Annotated in this window: 19 protein-coding genes and 1 pseudogene; 9 read left to right on the top strand and 11 right to left on the bottom strand. The window is 74.4% G+C overall.

Translation table 11 applies throughout. From position 1 onward, the window contains the following. Positions 1 to 8: 8 nt before the first annotated feature. Complete coding sequence (gene eda, locus QK442_RS01925) at positions 9 to 689, top strand: bifunctional 4-hydroxy-2-oxoglutarate aldolase/2-dehydro-3-deoxy-phosphogluconate aldolase (RefSeq protein ID WP_282691970.1); 681 nt, start codon at positions 9 to 11, stop codon at positions 687 to 689. Here the strand turns inward: eda and QK442_RS01930 are convergent. The 5 genes from QK442_RS01930 to QK442_RS01950 form a co-directional block, all read right to left on the bottom strand. Further along, complete coding sequence (locus QK442_RS01930; RefSeq protein ID WP_282691971.1) at positions 673 to 1,476, bottom strand: GNAT family N-acetyltransferase; 804 nt, start codon at positions 1,474 to 1,476, stop codon at positions 673 to 675. The genes eda and QK442_RS01930 overlap by 17 nt on opposite strands. A 60-nt stretch (positions 1,477 to 1,536) precedes the next feature. Next, positions 1,537 to 2,751 (bottom strand): bifunctional RNase H/acid phosphatase, encoded by a 1,215-nt coding sequence (locus QK442_RS01935; RefSeq protein WP_282691972.1) that lies wholly within the window; start codon positions 2,749 to 2,751, stop codon positions 1,537 to 1,539. Beyond that, positions 2,751 to 3,494, bottom strand: a complete 744-nt coding sequence (locus tag QK442_RS01940; protein ID WP_282692055.1) for a C4-type zinc ribbon domain-containing protein — start codon at positions 3,492 to 3,494, stop codon at positions 2,751 to 2,753. The genes QK442_RS01935 and QK442_RS01940 overlap by 1 nt, the downstream gene beginning before the upstream one ends. Next, on the bottom strand, positions 3,491 to 4,309 hold the full coding sequence (locus QK442_RS01945; RefSeq protein ID WP_282691973.1) for a Nif3-like dinuclear metal center hexameric protein: 819 nt from the start codon (positions 4,307 to 4,309) through the stop codon (positions 3,491 to 3,493). The genes QK442_RS01940 and QK442_RS01945 overlap by 4 nt, the downstream gene beginning before the upstream one ends. Before the next feature lie 67 nt (positions 4,310 to 4,376). Next, entirely contained in the window at positions 4,377 to 5,417 is a 1,041-nt protein-coding gene (locus QK442_RS01950; protein ID WP_282691974.1) for an iron-siderophore ABC transporter substrate-binding protein, read from the bottom strand. A 273-nt stretch (positions 5,418 to 5,690) separates the two neighbouring features. On the opposite strand from QK442_RS01950, the gene QK442_RS01955 reads away from it, so the two are divergent. Both QK442_RS01955 and QK442_RS01960 read left to right on the top strand, forming a co-directional pair. Next, positions 5,691 to 6,851, top strand: coding sequence for a hypothetical protein (locus QK442_RS01955; RefSeq protein ID WP_282691975.1), 1,161 nt, complete (start codon positions 5,691 to 5,693; stop codon positions 6,849 to 6,851). A gap of 53 nt (positions 6,852 to 6,904) precedes the next feature. Beyond that, positions 6,905 to 7,042, top strand: coding sequence for a hypothetical protein (locus tag QK442_RS01960; RefSeq protein ID WP_282691976.1), 138 nt, complete (start codon positions 6,905 to 6,907; stop codon positions 7,040 to 7,042). Between the two features lie 138 nt (positions 7,043 to 7,180). Here the strand turns inward: QK442_RS01960 and QK442_RS01965 are convergent, their stop codons facing one another. The 3 genes from QK442_RS01965 to QK442_RS01975 are packed head-to-tail and all read right to left on the bottom strand — an operon-like array spanning position 7,181 to position 10,093. Next, on the bottom strand, positions 7,181 to 8,125 hold the full coding sequence (locus QK442_RS01965) for a 3-oxoacyl-ACP reductase (RefSeq protein ID WP_282691977.1): 945 nt from the start codon (positions 8,123 to 8,125) through the stop codon (positions 7,181 to 7,183). 14 nt (positions 8,126 to 8,139) lie between these two features. Beyond that, positions 8,140 to 9,216 carry a Zn-dependent alcohol dehydrogenase gene (locus QK442_RS01970; protein ID WP_282691978.1) on the bottom strand — a complete coding sequence of 359 codons (1,077 nt, stop codon included), beginning with the start codon at positions 9,214 to 9,216 and terminating at the stop codon, positions 8,140 to 8,142. A 22-nt stretch (positions 9,217 to 9,238) separates the two neighbouring features. Beyond that, positions 9,239 to 10,093 carry a MaoC/PaaZ C-terminal domain-containing protein gene (locus QK442_RS01975; protein ID WP_282691979.1) on the bottom strand — a complete coding sequence of 285 codons (855 nt, stop codon included), beginning with the start codon at positions 10,091 to 10,093 and terminating at the stop codon, positions 9,239 to 9,241. Between the two features lie 296 nt (positions 10,094 to 10,389). On the opposite strand from QK442_RS01975, the gene QK442_RS01980 reads away from it, so the two are divergent. The 6 genes from QK442_RS01980 (at position 10,390) to QK442_RS02005 (ending at position 15,214) form a co-directional block, all read left to right on the top strand. Then, positions 10,390 to 11,307, top strand: coding sequence for an ABC transporter ATP-binding protein (locus QK442_RS01980; protein ID WP_282691980.1), 918 nt, complete (start codon positions 10,390 to 10,392; stop codon positions 11,305 to 11,307). Continuing rightward, on the top strand, positions 11,307 to 12,029 hold the full coding sequence (locus QK442_RS01985) for an ABC transporter permease (protein WP_282692057.1): 723 nt from the start codon (positions 11,307 to 11,309) through the stop codon (positions 12,027 to 12,029). The genes QK442_RS01980 and QK442_RS01985 overlap by 1 nt, the downstream gene beginning before the upstream one ends. Positions 12,030 to 12,049: 20 nt before the next feature. Then, complete coding sequence (locus QK442_RS01990; RefSeq protein WP_282691981.1) at positions 12,050 to 13,246, top strand: sensor histidine kinase; 1,197 nt, start codon at positions 12,050 to 12,052, stop codon at positions 13,244 to 13,246. A gap of 5 nt (positions 13,247 to 13,251) precedes the next feature. Further along, on the top strand, positions 13,252 to 13,884 hold the full coding sequence (locus tag QK442_RS01995; RefSeq protein WP_282692058.1) for a response regulator transcription factor: 633 nt from the start codon (positions 13,252 to 13,254) through the stop codon (positions 13,882 to 13,884). A gap of 98 nt (positions 13,885 to 13,982) precedes the next feature. Next, positions 13,983 to 14,630 (top strand): helix-turn-helix domain-containing protein, encoded by a 648-nt coding sequence (locus QK442_RS02000; RefSeq protein ID WP_282691982.1) that lies wholly within the window; start codon positions 13,983 to 13,985, stop codon positions 14,628 to 14,630. A gap of 32 nt (positions 14,631 to 14,662) precedes the next feature. Further along, entirely contained in the window at positions 14,663 to 15,214 is a 552-nt protein-coding gene (locus tag QK442_RS02005) for a DUF3291 domain-containing protein (RefSeq protein WP_282691983.1), read from the top strand. Here QK442_RS02005 and QK442_RS02010 read toward each other — a convergent pair. The 3 genes and pseudogenes from QK442_RS02010 to QK442_RS02020 form a co-directional block, all read right to left on the bottom strand. Continuing rightward, positions 15,147 to 16,523, bottom strand: a pseudogene (locus tag QK442_RS02010) (MFS transporter); the annotation flags it as partial. The gene QK442_RS02005 and the pseudogene QK442_RS02010 overlap by 68 nt on opposite strands. Before the next feature lie 132 nt (positions 16,524 to 16,655). Then, on the bottom strand, positions 16,656 to 17,861 hold the full coding sequence (locus tag QK442_RS02015) for a lipid-transfer protein (protein WP_282691984.1): 1,206 nt from the start codon (positions 17,859 to 17,861) through the stop codon (positions 16,656 to 16,658). 20 nt (positions 17,862 to 17,881) lie between these two features. Further along, positions 17,882 to 20,089 carry an acyl-CoA dehydrogenase gene (locus QK442_RS02020; RefSeq protein ID WP_282691985.1) on the bottom strand — a complete coding sequence of 736 codons (2,208 nt, stop codon included), beginning with the start codon at positions 20,087 to 20,089 and terminating at the stop codon, positions 17,882 to 17,884. Positions 20,090 to 20,134: the final 45 nt, after the last annotated feature.

Below are 20,134 nucleotides of genomic sequence, written 5' to 3' on the forward strand. Positions count from 1 at the left end.
ATGAGGCCATGCCCAGCGCCTCCGGCTTCTTCGCGCTCGCCCCGGCCGCCGTTCCTGTCGCTCCCTCCGTTCCTGTCGCCCCCGTCGTTCCCGTCGTGGTGGTCGAGGACGTCGCCGACGCCGTGCCGCTGGCCCGGGCGCTCGTGGCCGGCGGGCTGCCGCTGATCGAGATCACCCTGCGTACGCCGGCCGCGCTCGACGCGGTGCGGGCGGTCGCGGCCGAGGTGCCGGAGGCGGTGGTCGGCGCGGGGACGGTGGTGTCGGCGCGGGGTGTCGCGGACGCCGTACGGGCGGGGGCGCGGTTCCTGGTGAGCCCGGGGTGCTCGGGGCGACTGCTCGGGGCGCTGCGGGAGTCGGGCGTGCCGTTCCTGCCGGGCGTCTCGACCGCCTCCGAGGTGCTGGCGCTCCTTGAGGAGGGCGTCACGGAGCTGAAGTTCTTCCCGGCCGAGGCGGCGGGCGGCGTCCCGTATCTGAGATCTCTGGCGGGTCCTCTGCCGCAGGCCCGTTTCTGCCCGACCGGCGGCATCTCGGCCGCCTCGGCCCCCGGCTACCTCGCCCTGCCCAACGTGGCCTGCGTCGGCGGCGGTTGGATGCTGCCGCCGGACGTGCTCGCCGCCCGCGCCTGGGAACGGGTGGAGGCGCTGGCGCGGGAGGCGGCGGGGCTGCGGACGGCTACGACCGGGGGGTGAGGCGGACGGCGAGGTGATCGGTCACCGGGCGGTAGCCGAGGCGCCGGTAGAGGGCGTTGCTGGTGGGGTTGGCGAGGTCGGTGAAGAGGACGACCGCGGCGGCGCCCGAGTCGAGGGCGGCGCGGCTGACGGCGGTGGTGGCGCCCGCCGCGTAGCCCCGGCCCCGCTCGGCGTCCGGGGTGTAGACGAGGTGGACGCGGGCCTGGCCTGCGAGGGTGCGGGAGACGGCGGCCATCGACACCGGGCGTCCGTCGGGGGCCTCCCAGAGGTGGAGGCGGCCCTCGGTGATCCGGCCGGTGAGGAAGTCGGTGTGGTCGGCGGCGGGTTCCTCGCCGATGGCGCGGGCGAAGGCCGCGGTCCAGTCGCCGAGCAGCGGCAGGTCCGCCTCGGTCGCGAGCCGGGCGCGGCCCGCCGGGGCCGGGTCCGGCGGGGTGAGCGCGCCGAGCCGGAAGAGCCGCATGCGGGCGGCGGGCTCCCAGGGACGCCCGGTGCCGTGCGCGTACGCCTCCACCGCCGCGGTCTCGCCGCGCAGCTCCACCGGCTCGTCGCCGTCCGGGAGGACCAGGGCCCGGGCCGCCTCCTCGGTGGTCGCCCCGAGGGACAGCGCGCCGCCTCGCGCGAGCGCGGCGACACCGGTCACCCGCCCGCCCGGCTCCGTCCACCAGCCGAGCCGGGCCGCCGTCTCCATCAGGGTCAGCACGGCGGTGTCGCGGGCCGGTTCGGCGGCGAGGTGCGCGCCTGCGGCGGCGCGGAAGACGGCGGGGTCTGTGGTGAAGTGCCAGGTCATGCGGGGATGGTGGTACGAGGGCGGGGGCGGCCGCCACCGGTTTCCCGCGTCCTCCCGCGCTCAGCGTCTGAGGTGCGAGGTGTCGTTGAGGAGGCGTACGGAGGCGTTGCCGTCGGCGTAGTAGGCGACGGCGGACAGCGAGGCGGCGGACAGCTCCATCTTGAACAGGGACTCCGGCGGGGCTCCGAGGGCCAGCCGGACGAGGGTCTTGATGGGCGTGACGTGGCTGACGAGGAGGACCGTCCGGCCCGCGTGGGCGGCGGCCAGCCGGTCGCGGGCGGCGGCGACGCGGCGGGTCACGACGGCGAAGCTCTCGCCGCCGGTCGGGGCGGCCTTCGGGGAGGCGAGCCAGGCGTCCATGTCCTCGGGGTACCGCTCGCGGACCTCGGCGAAGGTGAGGCCCTCCCAGGCGCCGAAGTCGGTCTCGCGCAGCCCCTGCTCGACGACGACGTCGAGCCCGAGGCGGGCGGCGACGGTCTCGGCGGTCTGGCGGCAGCGGGCGAGGGGGGAGCTGACGACGTGCTGGATCGTGCCGCGCGCGGCGAGCGCCTCGGCGACGGCGGCGGCCTGGCGGCGCCCGGCCTCGGAGAGCCCGGGATCGCTCCCGCCACTGCCGGAGAACCGCTTCTCGGGGGTGAGCGCGGTCTCACCGTGCCGGAGCAGGACGAAGGTGGCGGGGGTGGACATGTCGGGGGCGCCGTGCGGCGGGGCGGGGGCGGCAGCGCTGCCCGCCGCGGGCGGGGTCGCGGCGGCGAGGGCCGCTCGGGCGCGGGCCGCGCCCGCCGTCGCGTCGCCCGGCGGGCCCGACGGCGGCAGGGCCGCCGCGACCTGGGCCGCCGACGTGTCGCGCGGCGTCCACCGCTCCCCGCGCCCGCCCGCGTCCATCGCCTCGTTGGCGAGGCGGTCGGCGTGTTTGTTGCGTTCGCGGGGGATCCACTCGTAGTGGACGCGGTCCGGGGGGAAGACGCGGGCCGCCTCCGCCGCGAGGGGCTTCATGTCGGGGTGCTTGATCTTCCAGCGGCCCGACATCTGCTCGACGACGAGCTTGGAGTCCATCCTGACCCGGACCGTGGCGTCGGGCGCCAGGTCCAGGGCGGCGCGGAGGCCCGCGATGAGGCCCTTGTACTCGGCGACGTTGTTGGTCGCGACGCCGATGTACTCGGCGGCCTCCGCGAGGGTCTCGCCCGTGGCCGGGTCGAGGACGACGGCACCGTAACCGGCGGGTCCGGGGTTGCCCCGGGAGCCGCCGTCCGCCTCGACCACGAGCTCGCGCATCACAAGCCGGACTCCGCCGTGCGGACGAGGATCCGGCGGCAGTTCTCGCAGCGCACGACGGCGTCCTTGGCGGCCGCCCGCACCTCGTTGAGCTCGGTGATGTTGAGCTCGATGTGGCAGCCCTCGCACTTGCGCTGGTAGAGGCGGGCCGCGCCGATGCCGCCCTGCTGCTCGCGCAGCTTCTCGTACAGCTTGAGGAGGTCGGCGGGGACGGAGCCCGCGACGACCTCGCGCTCCTTGGCGACGGTGGCGGCCTCCTCGTCGAGGGCGGCCTGGGCGGTGTCCCGGCGGCCGGTGGCGTCGTCGACCTTGGCCTGGACGGCGGCGACGCGCTCGCCGAGCTCGGCGACGCGCTCCTGGGCGGACTCGCGGCGCTCCATCACCTCCAGGACGATCTCCTCCAGGTCGCCCTGGCGCTTGGCGAGCGAGGTGATCTCGTGCTGGAGGCTCTCCAGGTCCTTCGGGGAGGAGACGGCGCCGGAGTCGAGCCGCTGCTGGTCGCGGGCGGCGCGCTGGCGGACCTGGTCGACGTCCTGCTCGGCCTTGGTCTGCTCGCGGGCGCAGTCGCTCTCCTCGGTCTGCGCGGCGACGAGCAGGTCGCGCAGCTGGTTGAGGTCCTTGGTCAGCGCCTCGATCTCCGCGTGTTCGGGCAGCGCCTTGCGCTTGTGGGCGAGCTGCTGGAGGCGGACGTCCAGGGCCTGGACGTCGAGGAGGCGGATCTGGTCGGCGGGCGCGGCGTTCAGTTGGGGGCTCCAGGAGAGGTGTGGTGGGAGGACCAGGGGTCGGTGACCGTCTTCGAGACGTGGACGCGGAGGTCCCAGCCGTGGCGGTCGGAGATCTCGTCGAGCTGGGCGGCGGCCTGCTCGCACCAGGGCCATTCGGTGGCCCAGTGGGCGGCGTCGACGAGGCCCAGCGGGGAGTGCTGGGTGGCCTCGGAGACGGGGTGGTGGCGCAGGTCCGCGGTGAGGAAGGCGTCCACCCCGGCGGCGCGCACGGCGTCGAAGAGGCTGTCGCCGGAGCCGCCGCTGACGGCGACGCGGCGGACGGTCGTGGTGGGGTCGCCGGCGACCCGGACGCCCTGCGCGGTGGCGGGCAGCCGCTTCGCGGCGCGGGCGGCGAACTCGGCGAGGGTCTCGGGGTGGTCGAGCTCGCAGATCCGGCCGAGGTTGTTCTCGGGGACGAGCGGGCCGGTGACGCGCAGGCCGAGGGCGCCGGCGAGGGCGTCGGAGACGCCGGGGTCGGCGGTGTCGGCGTTGGTGTGGGCGACGTGCAGGGCGATGTCGTGCTTGATCAGGGTGTGCACGACGCGGCCCTTGAAGTGGCCCGCCGCGACCGTCGTCGTCCCGCGCAGGTAGAGCGGGTGGTGGGTGACGATCAGGTCGGCGCCGAGGGCGACGGCCTCGTCCGCGATCTCCTGGACGGGGTCGACGGCGAAGAGGACACGGGTGACCTCGGCGTCGGGGTCGCCGCAGACGGTGCCGACGGCGTCCCACTGCTCGGCGCGCTGGGGCGGCCAGAGGGCGTCGAGCTCGGCGATGACTTCAGACAGGCGGGGCACGGAGGAAAGGCTACCTGTCCTCCGCACCCCGCCGTCCGAGCCTGTGGACAACCCTCGGCCCAGGTCCTTACTTCTTCACGAGGTCGGCGCGCAGGTCGTCGAGGACGCTGTTCGCGGCGGTCACGCCGAGGCCGAGGTACCAGGTCTCGTCCGGGACGTCCTTGGCCTGTCCGGCCTTGACGGCCTTGAGGTTCTTCCAGAGCGGGTTGCCCTGGGCGGCGTCCTTCCTGGTGGCCTTCGGGTCGCCGTAGACGCCGGTGAAGATCCAGTCTGCGTCGGCCTGGTCGATCTTCTCCGGGCTGACCTCGACGGCGAGGTCGTCCACCTGCTGGTTCTGCGGCCGGGGCAGGCCGGCGTCCTCCAGGATGGTGCCGATGAAGGACGCCTTCGCGTAGAGGCGGATCTTGCCCGGGAGGTAGCGGACCATCGAGATGGTCGGCTTGTCCGTGCCCACGTCGGTGCCGAGCTGCTTCGCCTTCGTCTCGTACGCGGCGAGCTGCTCCTTCGCCTCGGCCGTCTTGTCGAGCGCGGCGGCGTTGAGGAGGTAGTTCTCCTTCCAGGTGAAGCCCGGGCGGATGGAGAAGACGGTCGGCGCGATCTTCGACAGTTCGTCGTACTTGTCGGCGGCGCGCAGTTGGCTGCCGAGGATGAGGTCGGGCTGGAGGTTGGCGATGGCCTCCAGGTTGAGGTTGTTGATGGTGCCGACCGGCTTGGGGGCGCCCGCGTCCTTGGCGAGGTAGCCGGGGATGCCGTCGTCGCCCTCGGCGGGGGCGTAGCCGACGGGCTGGACGCCGAGGGAGACGACGTTGTCGAGCTCGCCGACGTCGAGGACGACGACCCGCTTGGGGGCGGCCTTGACCTCGGTCGTGCCCATGGCGTGGGTGAGGGTGCGGGGGAACTGGCCGGGCTTGGCGTCGGTGCCCATGGCGGCGGTCTTGGCGGCCGCGTCGCCGAAGTCCTTGCCGCCGGCGGCGACGTCCTTCTTCTTCGTCGTGTCCTCCTTCTTCCCGGAGGCGTCGGAGGAGTTGTCGCCCGCTCCGCAGGCCGCGAGGGAGAACGCGGCGGCGAGGGCGACGGCGGCGGCGGTGCCGCGGCGGCGGAGGGACATCAAGGAGGGCTCCTCTTCGATGGCGGGCGTCGAAACAGGACGGCGGGGGCGGGCGGGGACGGGCCGAGGCAGGCGGAAGCGGGCGGCTCCTGACGGAGCCACAGCCTCCACTTAGGTTCGCCTTACCTTACGTACCCCTGGCCCCGTCAGCACAATCCGCCCCCTCCACTCCACGGAACGCCCCCACCGCCACCCTTATGTGTGAAGTGCGCGGGCTCGTGTTGTTCGGCTGGAAGTGCGAAAACTAGCTTCGTGGCCGGAGGTGACGAGTCGATGACAGCGTGTGCCATCGAGACCGCGGCCGAGGACGGCGACCACGAGAGGACGGCCGTCCACCCCCCGGCGGGTCTCGCGATCACGGCGAACGGCGCGTACGCGGCCAGGCTCGCGGGTGCCGGGGACGCCCTGTACGCGGAGCGCTGGACCCTCGACGGCCCGGAGCCGTACGCCGTACCGCTCCCCATGGACCAGCCCGAGGAGCCCGACACCCAGCTGCTGCCGCTCGCCGACGGCCGGGTCCTGGTGTGCCGCCGGGTGGACGGGCGGCGCCACACCTTCTCGCTGCTGTACCCGACAGGGCCGGGCACCGGCGAGCTGCGGCTCGGCGCGGTCGAGGCCCCCGGCCCCGGGCGCGTGGAGCTGCTGCCGCCCTCCCCCGACGGCATCTGCGCGTACGCGAGGTACGCGGGCCCGGAGTCCACCACCCTCTGGCTGGTGGCGGGCGGGGCCTTCGGCCCGGAGCGGGTAGCGGAGGTCCCGGGCCACTGCGGGGGCGGCGTCTGGCTCGACCGTACGGGGCGGATGCTGGCCCTGGACCGGCGGCTCGGCGACGGCCCCGTGAAGGCGGTCGCGGTGGACCTGGAGCGGGGCGGCGAGGTGTCGCCGCTGCTTCAGATCACCGAGACGAGCAACGACCGGCTGCTGCTCGCGGACCCGGACAGCGGGCTGCTCCTGATCCGCTCGGACGCGCCCTCGCCGGGTCACGAGCGGCTGGGCTGGGGGGTGCTGGGGAGCCTGCTGCCGGTGCGGTTCCCGGAGTGCCTGCGGCTCGACGACGCGGCGGTGACGCCCTTCGCGATCCAGCCGGGGCAGGTGCTGATGCCGGAGAGCTGCGGGGTCGCCCTGCGGATCGACGCGGCGGCGGGCAGCTGGGTGGGCCTGTGGCGGCCCTCGGGGCGGCGGATGCACCAGGTGGCCGCCCCGCCCGGCTGGCTGGCCGGGTCCGGGACGTGGTCGCCCGAGGGCGTCCTGCGGCTGCCGTGCTCGACGGAGGAGCTGCCCTGCGCGCTGGCGGGCCTCACGGTGCCGGAGGAACCGGAGCCGGAAGCGGAGGCCCCCGGGACGGCCGAGGCCGCGGCGGCGGAACAGCCGCGCGCGTGCCGTCCGGTGCCGCTCCAGCAGGCGCCCCTGACGGACCGTAAACCCGCTGGTTAGACTCACCGCCGCACGAAACACAGCACGAGCATGTCAACGGGGTGAGTACGACCATGGCGGAGAACAGCACGGAGGCGGCCCAGGAGTCGCAGAAGACGGGCGCCGGACGGCACCGCGGCCCGGCCGCGTCGACGGAGGAACCCACCTCCGCGCCGCACGGCCGGCACCGCCGCGAGGCGGACGAGCGCTAGCACGCGCGCGTGGCGGCCGGTTTTCCGAAGCCGGCTGCCGAATCCGCGCCGTACGCGCGCGTGGCGGAGGGCCCCGGGGAACCGATCGGTTCCCCGGGGCCCTCCGCCATCCCCACCGCCCCCCGCCTTCCCCTGGTCTCAGCCCTTCTTCAGGCCCAGGACCTCGGCCGCCGCGAAGGTCTCGTTCGGGGGCCGTTCCGCGAAGTACGGGGAGAGCAGCCCGTCCAGTTCCTCGTGGCCGAAGACCTCCTTGGCGGTGTCGAACTTGGCCGCCACCCGCGGCCGTTCGACGATCGCGACCATCCCGCCGTGGACGACGAACAGCTGTCCGTTGACCCGGGCCGCCGCCGGGGAGGCGAGGTAGCCGACGAGCGGGGCCACGTGCTCCGGCGACAGCGGGTCGAGCTCGTTCCCGGCCGTCGGTTCGGCGAAGCCGGCGAAGACGTCCTCCGTCATGCGGGTGCGGGCGCGGGGGCAGATGGCGTTGGCGGTGACCCCGTACTTGGCGAGCGCGAGCGCCGTCGAGGTGGTGAGGCCGACGATCCCGCCCTTGGCGGCCGCGTAGTTGGGCTGTCCGGCCGAACCGGCGAGGAAGGCCTCGGAGGAGGTGTTGACGATCCGGCCGTAGACGCCGGTCTCCCCCGCCTTGGCCCGGCCGCGCCAGTGGACGGCGGCGAAGTGGGTGGTGTTGAAGTGGCCCTTGAGGTGGACGCGGATCACCGAGTCCCACTCGTCCTCGCTCATCGAGAAGATCATCCGGTCGCGCAGGATGCCCGCGTTGTTGACCAGGACGTCCAGCTTGCCGAACTCGGCGACGGCCAGGTCGACCAGGGCCCGCGCGGTCTCGAAGTCGGAGACGTCGCCGAGGTGGGCGACGGCCCGGCCGCCCGCGGCGGTGATCTCGGCGGCCACCTCCTCGGCGGGGGCGGCCGACGCCTCCCCGGACCCGTCCCGGCCGGGCTGCCCGTAGTCGTTGACGACCACGGCGGCACCGAGCCGGGCCAGTTCGAGCGCCTCGGCGCGGCCGAGCCCGCGCCCGGCGCCGGTGACGATCGCGCTCAGCCCCTCAAGAGGCAGTGACATGTCGGAGGTTCCTCTCAGATCTCGATGCAGGTACGGAGGGCCGCGCCGGTCCGCATCTGCTCCAGGGCCTCGTTGATGCCGGTCAGCGGGACCCGGTGGGTGATCAGCGACTCCAGGTCGATGCGGCCGGCCCGCCAGAGCGCGATGGCCCGCTCGTACGAACGGAGCACGTCCCCGCCGCCGTACATGGAGGGCAGGATCCGCTTCTCGTCGAAGAACAGCTCGAACATGTTGAGCTGGAGGTGGTCGTCCATGGCGCCCGCCCCGACCACGCACAGGGTGCCGCCGCGCCGGGTCGTCTCGTACGCGGTCCGCGCGGTGGCGGACCTGCCGACGACCTCGAAGACGTAGTCGAAGCCCTCGCCGCCGGTGATCCGCTGCTTGGCGTCGCCCAGGGCCTCGGGGGCGACGGCCTCGGTGGCGCCGAAGCGGAGGGCGGCCTCGCGGCGGGACTCGACGGGGTCGACGGCGACGATCTGGGCGGCGCCCTGGAGCCGGGCGCCCTGGATCGCGGAGATGCCGACGCCGCCGCAGCCGATCACGGCGACCGAGGAACCGGCCTCCACCTTGGCGGTGTTGAGGGCGGCGCCGAGGCCGGTGGTCACGCCGCAGCCGATGAGGGCGGCGATGTCGAAGGGCACGTCGTCGGGGATGGGGACGGCGCAGCCGGCGTCGACGACGACCTCCTCGGTGAAGGTGCCGGTGCCGGCGAAGCCGAAGACGTCCCCGCCGGGGCGCTTGAAGTTGGGGGTGCCGGCGTTCATGAAGCCGGCCAGGCAGAGCTGGGTCTGGCCGCGCCTGCAGGCGGGGCAGGCGCCGCAGGCGGGCAGCCAGCAGAGCAGCACCCGCTGCCCCGCCGTCAGGCCGGTGACGCCGTCGCCGACGTCGAGGATCTCGCCCGCGCCCTCGTGGCCGGGGATGAAGGGGGCGGGCTGCGGCAGGACGCCGCTCATGGCGGAGACGTCCGAGTGGCACAGGCCGGTGGCCCGTACCCGGATCCGCACCTTGCCCGGGCCGAAGCCCACCGCCTCGACGTCGTCGAGGACCTCCAGTTTGTCCTGGCCGATCTCGTGCAGTACGGCTGCGCGCATGGTGCGGCTCCCCTCGGGGGTGTCAGGAGTGTGCGACGACGGTGTCGGCGAGTACGGACGCGTCGTCCCGTTCGACGGCGGTGACCGTCACCTGCGTACGGCCCTCGCCGGCCCACATCCGGATCCGCAGCGTCTCGCCGGGGAAGACGATCCCGGCGAAGCGGGTCCGGTAGGCGCGGACGCGGGTGACGTCGCCGTCGAGGAGGGTGTCGACGACGGCCTTGAGGGTCATGCCGTACGTGCAGAGGCCGTGCAGGATCGGGCGGTCGAAACCGGCGAGGGCGGCGAACTCGGGGTCGGCGTGGAGCGGGTTCCAGTCGCCGGAGAGGCGGTAGAGGAGGGCCTGTTCCTCGCGGATCGGGCGTTCGACGGTCTTGTCGGGTTCGCGGTCGGGGACCTCCAGGCGCTCGGAGGGGCCGCGGTCGCCGCCCCAGCCGCCCTCGCCGCGGACGAAGATCTGGGCGTCGGAGGTCCACAGCGGCCCGTCGTCGTCGGCGGCCTCGGAGCGGAGCACGAGGACGGCGGCCTTGCCCTTGTCGTGGATGGCGGCGACGCGGGAGGTGGAGACGGCCCGGCCGCGGGTGGGCAGGGGGCGGTGCAGGGTGACCGACTGGCCGCCGTGGAGGACGGCGGCGAGGTCGATGTCGATGCCGGGGGCGGACAGTCCGCCGACGACCCTCATGCCGGCGCCCGCGACGGTGGCGAAGCTGGGCAGCACGTGGAGCCGGGATTCGAGGGTGTAGCGCAGCTCGGCCGGGTCGGTGGCGGGCCGGCCCGCGCCGAGGCCGAGGTGGTAGAGCTGGACGTCCTTGTGGTCCCAGGAGATCTCGGCGCTGCGGGGTTCGGCGGCGAGGGCCTTGGCGGCGTCAATGGGCATCGGCCTGCTGCTCCTTGGCGGTGCTCGGCGTGGAAGACCTCGGCGCGACCGTCCGCACCGTCGGTCACGCCGAGGCCGTGCGGGAACCGTCCCGTACGCGCCGCTTTAGAACGCGTTCCAGTTCGGTGTCCCCCATGTATAGCGGAGGGGCCGGACGTTGGGAACCCTCGTACGCCAACCCACCTGACGATACGTCAGATGACTTCGGGCGGCCGGTGACCCAGGACATTTGTCACCGCCGGGTCCGTACACGCGTGCCTGCCGGAGGCGGCCCCCGCCTCCGTACCGTCGAACGCATGACGAACGACACCGCGGCCGTCTTCGAGGCGGTCACCAGGACGTACGGCTCCGTCCGCGCGGCCGACGGCGTGGACCTCACCGTCCGGCGCGGCGAGACCGTGGCCCTCCTCGGGCGCAACGGCGCCGGGAAGTCGACCGCCGTCAACCTGCTCCTCGGCCTCGACGCCCCCGACGGCGGCCGGGTCACGCTCTTCGGCGCCGACCCGGCCCGGGCGGTCGCCGCGGGGCGGGTCGGCGCGATGCTCCAGGAGGGCCGGCCGGTCCCCCGCGTCACCGTCCGCGAGCTCGTCGCCTTCGTCGCCCGGACGTACCCGGCGCCGATGCCCGTCGCCGACGCCCTCGCCGTGGCCGGCCTCACCTCCCTCGCGGACCGCCGGGTGGACCGGCTCTCCGGCGGCCAGGCGCAGCGGGTCCGGTTCGCCGTCGCGCTGGCCGGCAACCCGGAGCTGATCGTCCTGGACGAGCCGACGGTGGCGCTCGACGTCGAGGCGCGCCGGGAGTTCTGGGAGGCGATGCGCGGGTACGCCCGCCGGGGCAACACCGTCCTGTTCTCCACCCACTACCTGGAGGAGGCGGACGCGTACGCGGACCGGATCGTCGTCCTCGACTCCGGCCGGATCGTGACCGCGGGCACGAGCGAGGAGCTCAAGCGGGCGGTCGGCGGCAGCCTCGTCTCCTTCGACCTGGCGGGCGGCCCGACGGAGTGGCTCGGCCTGCTGCCCGGCGTCGGCTCGTACGAGGTGAGGGGCGACCGCGCCCTGCTGCGTACCACCGACTCCGACGGCACCGTGCGGGCCCTCGCCGAGCGGGGCGCGATCCGGGCCCTGGAGGTGGCGCCGGTCTCGCTCGACGACGCCTTCCTCGCCCTGACCACCTCGCAGACCACCCCTCACGCCCTGGAGACGGCCCGATGATCACCGCGTACGTACGCCTCGAAGTGCGCCGCACCCTGCGCGACCCCGCCTTCGTCATCTCCACGATCGGGGTGCCGGTGATGATGTACCTGCTCTTCACCAACCTCCTGGGCGGCAGCGACGACACCGCCTACCGCACGGCCTCGATGATCGGCATGGCCGCGTACGGCACCCTCGGCGCGGCCCTCTCGCTCGGCACCGGGGTCGCCGAGGACAAGTCCACCGGCTGGCTGCGGCAGCTGCGGATCACCCCCATGACGCCCCGGCAGGTGGTGACGGGCCGCACCCTGACCGGTTCGGTGGTCGTCCTGCCGGCGATCGTCTCAGTGCTGCTCGCCGGCGCCCTGGTCAACTCCGTCCGGCTGGCCGCCTGGCAGTGGGCGGCGCTGGCGCTCGCCCTGTGGGCGGGGTCGCTGCCGTTCGCCCTGCTCGGCCTCGGCAACGGCTACCGGCTCACCGCCCAGACCACCGGCGTCGTCAACCTCGCCTGCAACCTCGGCCTCGCGGTCGTGGGCGGGCTCTGGTTCCCGGCGGCGCTCTTCCCCGACTGGATGCGGACGCTCTCCGCGTACACCCCGACCTTCCGCTTCGCGCAGCTGGGCGGGGCCCTCGCCGGGGGACACGCCCCCACGGCGGCGGCGCTCGGCGTCCTGGCCCTGTGGACGGCCCTCTTCGGCGGCTACGCGGCGGTCTCGTACCGTCGTGCGGCGAGGACGGCGTAGAACGAAGAGGAGCCCGCGGCATGACGGAAGCCCTGCTGAAGCGCACGACGGCGGTGTGCCGTCCGGCGACGGTACGGGAGCGGTGGCGGGCCCGGAGGGAGGGCGGGCCCAGCGGGTTCAGCCTGCTGCCCTGGCTGCTCATGGGCATGGGCGCGCTCTCCCACCTCGTCCAGGGCGACGCCCCGAACCCCTGGCTCGGCGGACTCGGCCTCCTCGCCTTCAACACCCTCTACGTCGCGATCGTCTTCCGCGCCTTCGACCGGAGCCGCCGCGAGACCCCCCTCACCTGGGCGCTGCTCGCCGCCCTGGCCGTCCTGGCCTTCGCACTCGCCATCGGCTACGGCCGGGAGTGGCTGCTGCTCTTCCCGCTCCTCGGCCTCGCGGTGGGCTCCGTGGTGCGCCGCCCCCGCCTCCTGCCGACGGTCGCCCTCCCGCTCTGCGCGGCGGTCGCCGCGGTGACGTTGTGGCGGGACAGCTGGACGGCCTTCGGGGTCGTGTACGGGACGTTCATCTCGGTCATGGTGACGGCGGCGATCCTCGCCCTGGACGAGACGGTGCGGGAGCTGCGGGCGACCCGGGAGGAGCTGGCGCGGGCGGCGGTGGAGAAGGAACGGCTGCGGTTCTCGCGCGATCTGCACGACCTGCTCGGCCACACCCTGTCGGTGATCGTGGTGAAGTCGGAGGCGGCCCGGCGGCTCGCGCCGCGCGACCTGGACGCGGCGCTGGGCCAGATCACGGACATCGAGGCGGTGGGCCGGCAGGCGCTCACCGAGATCCGGGAGGCGGTCACCGGCTACCGCGAGGGCAGCCTCGGCACGGAGCTCGACCGGGCCCGCGACGCCCTCGTCTCGGCGGGCGTGGAGCCGGTGGTACGGCGCTCGGGCCCGCCGCTGGAGCCGACGGCGGAGGCGCTGCTCGGCTGGGTGGTGCGGGAGGCGGCGACGAACGTGGTCCGGCACGCGGGGGCGACCCGCTGCGAGATCGCGGTGACGAGCGGCCCGGAGCGGGCCCGCCTGACCGTCACCGACGACGGCCGCGGCCCCTCCCCCGCCCCCGCCGGCAGCGGCCTGCTCGGCCTGACCGAACGCCTCACGGCCGCCGGCGGCACCCTCGTCACGTCCCGGGCCCCCGGCGGCGGCTTCCGCCTGACGGCGGAACTGCCCGCCTCACCACCGCCGGGCACCGATGAAACACCCGGCCTACGCTTCGGGGTGTGAACGAGATGCCGCAGGACCACCGCCCGGCCACGTCGATCCGGGTTCTCCTCGCCGAGGACCAGGGAATGATGCGCGGGGCGCTCGCGCTGCTGCTCGGGATGGAGCCGGACATCGAGGTCGTCGCCCAGGTCGGCCGGGGCGACGAGATCGTGGACCGGGCGCTGGTGGCCCGCCCCGACGTGGCCCTCCTCGACATCGAGCTGCCGGGACGGTCGGGCCTCGACGCGGCGGCGGAGCTGCGCGACGAGGTGCCGGACTGCCGGGTGCTGATCCTGACGACCTTCGGCCGCCCCGGCTATCTGCGCCGCGCGATGGAGGCGGGGGCGGCCGGGTTCCTGGTGAAGGACGGCCCGGTGGAGGAACTGGCGGAGGCGATCCGCAAGGTCCTCCGCGGCGAGACCGTCATCGACCCCGCCCTCGCCGCCGCCGCGCTCGGCGCGGGCCCGAACCCGCTGACGGCCCGTGAACGGGAGGCCCTGGCGGCGGCGGTGGACGGGGCGACGATCGCCGACATCGCCGGACGGCTGCACCTGTCGGAGTCGACCGTACGGAACTACCTCTCCTCGGCCATCGGCAAGACGGGAACCCGGAACCGGATGGAGGCGGCCCGGGCCGCGCGCCGGCAGGGCTGGCTCTGAAGCGTGTGGCGAAAGCCCTGGTCACGACCGTCGCCAGGTGCTCGGGCGGCGGCGCTCGACGCTGTTTCGAATATTCCCATTGGTCATAGAATCGGCGCGTGACTGCTGAGGATTCCGAGGATTCCGCGTTCGCGGTGCTGGGCGTGCTGAGCGACCCCGTGCGCCGCCGGCTCTATCGACACGTGGCCGCCGCTCCGGGGGAGGTGGGGCGCGACGCGGCCGCGGAAGCGGTCGGGGTCTCCCGGTCGCTGGCCGCCTTCCACCTGGACAAGCTGGTCGAGGCGGGGCTGCTCGCCGTGTCCTTCCGGCGGCTGTCCGGGCGCACCGGCCCCGGGGCGGGGCGGCCGGCGAAGGTGTACCGGCGCGCCGAGGGCGAGCACTCCGTGTCCGTCCCGCCCCGGTCCTACGACGCGGCCGGCCGGCTGCTCGCCGAGGTGGTGGAGAACGCCGGCCTGGACCGGGAGTTGCAGGCCGCGGCGAAGGCCGCGGGTGCGGCGCATCCGGACGCGGCCGCCGGCGATCTGGTCGAGGTGCTGCGGGGCCGCGGCTACCAGCCCTTCTGGGACGGGGAGACGCTACGGCTGCGCAACTGCCCCTTCCACGCGCTGGCCGGGGAGTTCCCCGCCCTGGTCTGCGGGATGAATCTCGCGCTGCTCGAAGGCATGGCGTCCGAGGAGTGGGCGCCGGCGATGGATCCGTGTCCCGGCGGGTGCTGCGTGGCACTTTCTAAAAACAAGGATCATTGACTATAGAAGCGGGGCGGGGTCATGCTGGGCCCATGACTGGCTTTCACCTCGCGCAGGTCAACATCGGCCGTATCGTCGCCCCGCTGGACAGCCCCGAGTTGGCCGGCTTCGTCGCCCAACTGCCCGAGATCAACGCACTCGCCGAGCGCAGCCCCGGGTTCGTGTGGCGCATGGTCGACGACGGGGGCGAGGACTCGACCGGCTTCCGCCCCGTCGAGAACGACGACACGATCCTGTTCAACTGCTCGGTCTGGGAATCGGTCGAAGCCCTGCGGAACTTCACCTACCACACCGACCACCTGCGCGTACTGAGCCGCCGCCGCGAGTGGTTCCACCGCATGGCCGAGGCGCACCAGGCCCTGTGGTGGATCCCGGCCGGTCACCGCCCGAGCGTCGCCGAGGCGATGGAACGGGTCGCCCTGCTACGCGAACACGGCCCCGGCCCCCTCGCGTTCACCTTCCGCACCCCCCACCCGGCACCGGACGGCGCCGATCAGGACCGGACGGCGTCGGCGGTCAGCCCTTCCGCGCCGTTCGGTGTACGGGGCGGGGCAGCCAGAGGGTCATCAGGGCGGCCGCGGTGAGGAGGATGCCGGTGGAGACGCGGAAGGCCATGGCGTAGCCGGGGACCAGGTGGGAGGGGTCCGGGCCCGGGGAGAGCGTGGTCGCGGCGGCGACCGTCGTCAGGAGGGCGAGGCCGAGGGCGCCGCCCATCGTGCGGGAGGTGTTGACCAGGCCGGAGACGAGGCCCGCGTCGCCGGGGGCGGCGCTGGAGGTGGCGAGGGTGGCGAGCGGGGTGGTGGCGAGGCCGATGCCGCCCATCATGAGGATGCCGGGGCCGAGGATGATGGTGAGGAAGGTGCCGTCGGCGGTCAGGGTGGACTGCCAGGCGAAGCCGGCGGCGGCGGCGAGGACGCCGGTGATCGCGAGGGTACGGGCGCCGGTGACGGCCATCAGGCGGGGGGCGGCCTTGGAGCCGACGAGGACGGCGAGCGAACTGGGGACCAGGGCGAGGCCGGCCTGGAGCGGGGTGTAGCCGAGGACGTTCTGCGCGTACACCGTCATGAAGAACCACATGCCGAAGGAACTGGCGCCGCACAGCATGATCCCGGTGTTGGCGGCGGACACGGCCCGGTTGCGGAAGATGCCGAGCGGGACCAGGGGCTCCTTCGTACGGCGCTCGACGGCGACGAACACGGCGAGCAGGGCGAGGCCGCCGAGGAGCGGCAGCAGGGTCGCCGGGGAGGTCCAGCCGGCCGTCTCGGTCTGGACGATGCCGTACGCGAAGGTGGCCAGGCCCGCGGTGACGAGGACCGCGCCGGGCAGGTCCAGGCGGCGGCCGGCGGCGCGGCCCTCGCGGAGCCAGAGCGCGGCGGCGGCGAGGACGAGGACGCCGACGGGGACGTTGACGAGCAGGACCCAGCGCCAGTTCAGCAGGTCGACGAGGAGCCCGCCGACGAAACCGCCCGCCGCGCCGCCGGCCGCGCCGACCGCCGTCCAGGTGCCGATGGCCCGGCTGCGGGCGGCCCCGGCGGGGACGGCGGAGGTGACGAGGGTGAGGGTGGCCGGGGAGAGCGCCGCCGCGCCGAGGCCCTGCGCGGCCCGCGCGCCGATGAGGTGGGCGCCCTCGGGGGCGAGGCCGCCGACGACCGAGGCGGCGGTGAAGAGCCCGAGGCCCGCCAGGAACATGGTCTTGCGCCCGTACAGGTCGGCCGCCCTGCCGCCGAGCAGCATGAAGCCGGCGAAGGCGATCGCGTAGGCGTTGAGCACCCACTGGAGGCCGGGGGTGGAGAGGTCGAGGTCGGCCTTCATCGAGGGCAGCGCCACGTTCATGACCGACACGTCGAGGACGACGAGGAACTGGCCCGCGCAGGCGACGAGGACGACGAGCCAGGGGCGGGGGGGTGCGTATGGAGGGGTGGGACGGGGCTGATCCGGTGGCGGGGCCGGTCTGGCACATGGGCGTCATGGTCGCAGACCGCCCCCGCCCCGTACATGAGCGAGAAGTCCCAGGACCCGCGGAACCTACGGCTTACGCAGCAGGGTCACCACCGCCGCGCCGCCGAGGCCGATGTTGTGGGCGAGGCCGGTGCGGGCGCCGGTGACCTGGCGGCCACCGGCCTCGCCGCGGAGCTGCCAGACCAGTTCGGCGGCCTGGGCGAGGCCGGTGGCGCCGAGGGGGTGGCCCTTGGAGATGAGGCCGCCGGAGGGGTTGACGACCCACCGGCCGCCGTAGGTGGTGGCGCCGGATTCGACGAGCTTGCCGGAGGCGCCCTCCTCGCACATGCCGAGGGCCTCGTAGGTGAGGAGCTCGTTGACGGAGAAGCAGTCGTGGAGCTCGATGACGTCGACGTCCTCGATGCCGAGTCCGGAGGCCTCGTACACCTGCCGGGCGGCCTCCCTCGACATGGGGCGGCCGACGGCGTCGACGCAGGAGCCGGAGGCGAAGGACTCGCCGGTGTCGGTGGTCATGGCCTGGGCGGCGATCTCCACCGCCCGCCCCTCCAGGCCGTGTTCGGCGACGAAGCGCGCGGAGACGACGAGGGCGGCGGCGGCGCCGTCGGAGGTGGGCGAGCACTGGAGCTTGGTGAGGGGCCGGTGGACGGTCTTCGCGGCGAGGATCTCGTCGACGGTGTAGACGTCCTGGAACTGGGCGTGGGGGTTGCGGGAGGAGTGGAGGTGGTTCTTGGCGGCGACGGCGGCGAGCTGCGCCTCGGTCGTCCCGTACCGCTCCATGTGCTCACGGGCGGCGTTGCCGAAGATCTGCGCGGTGGGCGGGGAGGCCTCGAAGCCGTGGGCGGCGGCCATGATGCCGTAGTGCCGGGCGACCGGGGATGTCTTGAAGTCCCCGGCACCGCCTGCCCCTCCGCCGAGGGAACCCCGGCTCATCTTCTCGAAGCCGAGGGCGAGGACGCAGTCGGAGATCCCGCCCTCGACGAACTGGCGGGCGGCCATGAGGGCGGTGGAGCCGGTGGCGCAGTTGTTGTTGAGGTTGTAGACGGGGATACCGGTGAGGCCGAGTTCGTAGACGGCCCGCTGGCCGGCGGTGGACGCCTGGAAGCAGTGGCCGACGGCGGCCTGTTCGACCTTCTCGTAGGGGATCCCGGCGTCGGCGAGGGCGGCGGTGCCGGCCTCGCGGGCCATGTCCCAGTACTGCCAGTCGCGGGTCTCGGGCTTCTCGAACTTCGTCGTGCCGACACCGACGATGTACGACTTCCCAGCGTGCTTCATGGCGTGCCCCTCTCGGTTTCTCAGTCCCTGGGGAGGCCGAGCAGGCGCTCGGCGACGACGTTGAGCTGGACCTGGGTGGTGCCGCCCGCGATGGTCAGACAGCGGGACATGAGGAAACCGTGGACGGCCGCCGCGCCGGGGCCCTCGCGCACGGCGCCGTCGGGGCCGAGGAGTTCGAGGGCGAGTTCGGCGGTCTTCTGCTGGTGGAGGGTCTGGACGAGCTTGCGGACGCTGGCGCCCGCGCCCGGTTCGAGTCCGGACACCTGGAGGAGGGTGGTGCGCAGGCCGATGCAGGCGAGGGCGTGGGCCTCGGCGAGGAGGGCGCCGGTGCGGGCCCGTACGGAGCCGTCGGCCTCCGCGGACGCCTTGATGAGCGCTTCGAGGCCGGTGTCGAAGACGACCTGGTCGGCCATGTGGACGCGTTCGTTGCCGAGGGTGTTGCGGGCGACCCGCCAGCCGTCGTTCACCTCGCCGACGACGGCGTCGGCGGGGAGGAGGGCGCCGTCGAACCACACCTCGTTGAAGAGGGATTCGCCGGTGATCTCCTTCAGCGGGCGGATGTCGATGCCGGGGGTGTTCCTCATGTCGACGAGGAAGTACGTGAGCCCCTGGTGCTTGGGCGCGTCGGGGTCGGTGCGGGCGAGCAGGATGCCGTGGTCGGCCCACTGGGCGGCGCTCGTCCACACCTTCTGTCCGGTGATCCGCCAGCGCCCGTCCTCGGTGCGTTCGGCGCGGGTGCGCAGCGAGGCGAGGTCGGATCCGGCGCCGGGCTCGGAGAAGAGCTGGCACCAGCGCTGTTCGCCGCGCAGGGTGGGCCCGAGGTGGCGTTCCTGCTGTTCGGGGCTGCCGTGGGCGAGGAGGGACGGGACGACCCAGGTGGCGATGCCGAGTCCGGCGACGGTGATCCCGGCCTCGTCGAGTTCGCGCTGGACGGCGAGCTGTTGGAGCGGCCCGGCGCCGAGGCCGTACGGCTCCGGCAGGTGCGGGGCGGCGTAGCCGGTGGGGGCGAGGACGCGGCGGGCTGCGGCGGGGTCGAGTCCGGCGGCGGGGGCGACGGCCTCGCGGGCGGCGGCGCGGTACGGCTCGGCGGCGGGCGGCAGGTCGAGGCGGAGGGTGCGGCGCAGTCCGGTGGCGGCGTGCCGGAGGGCGTCGAGCCGGAACCGGTCGCCGGTGCCGAGGAGTTGGCGGGCGACGAGGGCGCGGCGCAGCAGGATGTGGGCGTCGTGCTCCCAGGTGAAGCCGATGCCGCCGAGGATCTGGACGCAGTCCTTGGCGCAGGAGTGGGCGGCGTCGAGGGCGGTGGCGGCGGCGAGGGCGGCGACGAGGGGCCGGGCGGGGTCGTGGGCGGCGCGGGCGGCGTCCCAGGTGAGGGCGCGGGCCTGTTCGAGCCGGACGAGCATGTCGGCGCAGAGGTGTTTGACGCCCTGGAACTTCCCGATGGGCCGGCCGAACTGTTCGCGGGTGCGGGCGTGTTCGGCGGCGGTCTCGACGGCGCGGGCGGCGGTGCCGCAGGCGTCGGCGGCGAAGAGCACGGCGGCGAGGTCGTGCACGAGCCCGCTGTCGAGCGCGAGGGCGCGGCCGGCGGGCACGTGGAGGGCGGCGGCGGTGACCTCGGCGGTGGGCCGGGTGGGGTCGGCGGAGGCGTGGGCACGGACGGCGGGCCCCGACCCGTGGCGCCCGCCGCCCGGCCCGCCGCCCGGCTCCGCGTCGACGGCGAGCCAGACGGTGCCGTCGGCGGTGGCGGCCTGGAGGAGGAGCAGGTCGGCGTGGGCGGCGCCGAGGACGGGCGGCGCGGTGCCGTCGAGGAGGTACCCGCTGCCGGTCCGTACGGCGGTGAGGGTGCCGGCCCCGCCGAGGGCGACGGCACCGATCCGACGCCCCTCGGCGAGCCCGGCGAGAAGTTCACGGGGGGCGGGCGGCCCGGCCCGGTGGAGGAGTGCGGCGACGAGGACGGACGGCAGGTAGGGCCCGGGCAGGAGCGCGCGGCCGGCCTCCTCCACGACCACGGCGAGGTCGTCGAGGCCGCCGCCCCCGCCGCCGTACTCCTCGGGTACGTGGATCCCGAGGAGCCCCTGCGCGGCGGCCGCGTCCCAGTGGTCCGGCCTGCCGCCGGGCGGCTCGGGCGCGTCGAGCCACCGGCGGATCTCCTCGGGGGGTACGGCGCGGGTGAGCCAGGCGCGGACGGACCGGGCGAGGTCCCGCTGTTCGTGCGTGATGGCGATGCCCATGGCGCGCAGAGTAGAACACGTTCCATTCTGACGGAAGGTCAGATA

This window comes from Streptomyces sp. CC208A, assembly GCF_030010625.1.
In the GTDB taxonomy this organism is placed as follows: Bacteria; Actinomycetota; Actinomycetes; order Streptomycetales; family Streptomycetaceae; genus Streptomyces.

What these genes read in the sequence shown, in the direction of transcription:
- eda (WP_282691970.1), top strand. Translation starts at nt 9, where the DNA reads ATGCCCAGCGCCTCCGGCTTCTTCGCGCTCGCCCCGGCCGCCGTTCCT.
- QK442_RS01930 (WP_282691971.1), bottom strand. Translation starts at nt 1,476, where the DNA reads ATGACCTGGCACTTCACCACAGACCCCGCCGTCTTCCGCGCCGCCGCA.
- QK442_RS01935 (WP_282691972.1), bottom strand. Translation starts at nt 2,751, where the DNA reads ATGCGCGAGCTCGTGGTCGAGGCGGACGGCGGCTCCCGGGGCAACCCC.
- QK442_RS01950 (WP_282691974.1), bottom strand. Translation starts at nt 5,417, where the DNA reads ATGTCCCTCCGCCGCCGCGGCACCGCCGCCGCCGTCGCCCTCGCCGCC.
- QK442_RS01955 (WP_282691975.1), top strand. Translation starts at nt 5,691, where the DNA reads ATGACAGCGTGTGCCATCGAGACCGCGGCCGAGGACGGCGACCACGAG.
- QK442_RS01960 (WP_282691976.1), top strand. Translation starts at nt 6,905, where the DNA reads ATGGCGGAGAACAGCACGGAGGCGGCCCAGGAGTCGCAGAAGACGGGC.
- QK442_RS01965 (WP_282691977.1), bottom strand. Translation starts at nt 8,125, where the DNA reads ATGTCACTGCCTCTTGAGGGGCTGAGCGCGATCGTCACCGGCGCCGGG.
- QK442_RS01970 (WP_282691978.1), bottom strand. Translation starts at nt 9,216, where the DNA reads ATGCGCGCAGCCGTACTGCACGAGATCGGCCAGGACAAACTGGAGGTC.
- QK442_RS01975 (WP_282691979.1), bottom strand. Translation starts at nt 10,093, where the DNA reads ATGCCCATTGACGCCGCCAAGGCCCTCGCCGCCGAACCCCGCAGCGCC.
- QK442_RS01980 (WP_282691980.1), top strand. Translation starts at nt 10,390, where the DNA reads ATGACGAACGACACCGCGGCCGTCTTCGAGGCGGTCACCAGGACGTAC.
- QK442_RS01990 (WP_282691981.1), top strand. Translation starts at nt 12,050, where the DNA reads ATGACGGAAGCCCTGCTGAAGCGCACGACGGCGGTGTGCCGTCCGGCG.
- QK442_RS01995 (WP_282692058.1), top strand. Translation starts at nt 13,252, where the DNA reads ATGCCGCAGGACCACCGCCCGGCCACGTCGATCCGGGTTCTCCTCGCC.
- QK442_RS02005 (WP_282691983.1), top strand. Translation starts at nt 14,663, where the DNA reads ATGACTGGCTTTCACCTCGCGCAGGTCAACATCGGCCGTATCGTCGCC.
- QK442_RS02015 (WP_282691984.1), bottom strand. Translation starts at nt 17,861, where the DNA reads ATGAAGCACGCTGGGAAGTCGTACATCGTCGGTGTCGGCACGACGAAG.
- QK442_RS02020 (WP_282691985.1), bottom strand. Translation starts at nt 20,089, where the DNA reads ATGGGCATCGCCATCACGCACGAACAGCGGGACCTCGCCCGGTCCGTC.